Raw genomic sequence first — 1,634 nt, forward strand, 5'->3', positions numbered from 1 at the left:
TTTTAAAAAAGGAGCGTTTCATCCAGAATTTTTGGATGAAACGCTCCTTTTTACCTCTTATTTCTACTCTTTGACGTCCATCAGCTTCATAATTCTTTTTATGTTCACCGCGAATATCGTGGTTGCCCCTTGTATCTGCATCCCAAATAGACCCGAGCTTTTTGCTTGCTTGTACCCGTGTCGATTCTTAAGTTCACCATTCTTGGCTTCAATTTTATATCGATTTCTTGCCAGTTCCCTGAATTCATCCGTCTCCTGATACGCTTCATGTTCAGCGTGCTCTGTAGACAGGAGGGTCACCGAGTAGGATTTTGTTTTCGCCCCTTCTTTGTAACAACCCTCTCGTAATGGACAGGTTTTACAAATTTCAACATCATAATAATATCTTATTTGGTCGCTTCGTCCATTTTTTCGCTTGAACGTGTGTTTCCTTTTCGCCAGGTGGCCGGCTGGACATACATATAAGTCTGCATCCTTATTGAACTTAAAATGATCCTCATTTTTTCTTGTGCCATTCGTGATGACCGGATGTAACTTCGAAATGAGATTATATTTCCCTTTTGCATGGTTCAGGTTAGTTTTCCCTGAATAAGCAGTATCCCCAATGACGGTGTCGACTTCCATACCCGCAGCTTCGCTTTTCCCTACCAATTCTTCCAGGTATTGCCCATCGCCTTTCTCGCCGGAAGTGATCACTGCCCCTGTGATAATCCGTTCATCTGACATGGCCAGGTGTGTTTTATATCCATGAAAGGAGTAGTCCCGTGATTTATGTCCTTTGCGTGCTTCTGGATCTTCCGAATAGGAGCGGTGTTCATCATAATCATCCATGACTTCCTTCAGGACGTTCATTCGCTCATTGACAGCAGGGATCTTGGTAAGTTCAGGTCTGTCCTCGATCGTTTCTACCAATTTCTCGCAATAGGAAAATTCAGCTTCCGACTCGTCTGTCGTCGGCTTTTCTGGAAGTTCCTCCTTGATTGATTCATCGAATTGATAGATGGCCTTGCGCAGCTGTTTCGATTTCTCACGGAGGAATTCCTTCCCTGGTTTTGCGCAGTAACGGGATGCCGTATGGGTGGCATCCACAATGATTGTTTTTGATTCAATAACCTCCTGTTCCAACGCAATCTCGACCGATTTATTGATCAATAAATCCAACAGGTCCTTATCTTTCAGACGCATCCGGCGAAACTTGGTGAGGGAGCTCGGGTGAATCACCGGGTCCTCGGGGGCATAGCCCAAGAAATACTTGAAGGACATATCATACTTGGAACGCTCCACGACGTCCACGTCTGATATGTCGTAAATGACCTTCAGTAATACATATTTGAACATACGGATGGGGGGAACCGCGTTTCGCCCATTATCTAGACAGTATTTCTCTTTTAATTCCTCTACCACAAAAGAGAAATTGACCAACTCGTTCATACGGCGTAACATATTGTCTTTCGGCACCACCATATCGTATAAATTTGCATAGGCACTTAACATCAAGGATTCCTGATTCACCAACATTTCACTCACCACTTTCTGTTCGTTACTACCATTATAAAAGAAGGTGACGGATAAATCATCAGAAAATCTGATGATTTATCCGTCACCTATATAATATGGACTTTTTCAGTGGCCTC

General features: G+C 43.4%; 1 protein-coding gene. It reads right to left on the minus strand.

Annotated elements, in window-relative coordinates; genetic code table 11:
• Positions 1–63: 63 nt before the first annotated feature.
• A complete protein-coding gene (locus tag ACHABU_RS20630) occupies positions 64–1,518 on the minus strand; it encodes an IS1182 family transposase (protein ID WP_435766832.1) in 1,455 nt (484 codons plus the stop codon).
• Positions 1,519–1,634 lie beyond the last annotated feature (116 nt).

The organism is Oceanobacillus sp. CF4.6 (assembly GCF_051262635.1).
GTDB lineage: Bacteria > Bacillota > Bacilli > Bacillales > Amphibacillaceae > Oceanobacillus.

Excerpts from the sequence above, each read along its gene's own strand:
- ACHABU_RS20630 (WP_435766832.1), bottom strand. The coding sequence starts at position 1,518 with ATGTTGGTGAATCAGGAATCCTTGATGTTAAGTGCCTATGCAAATTTA.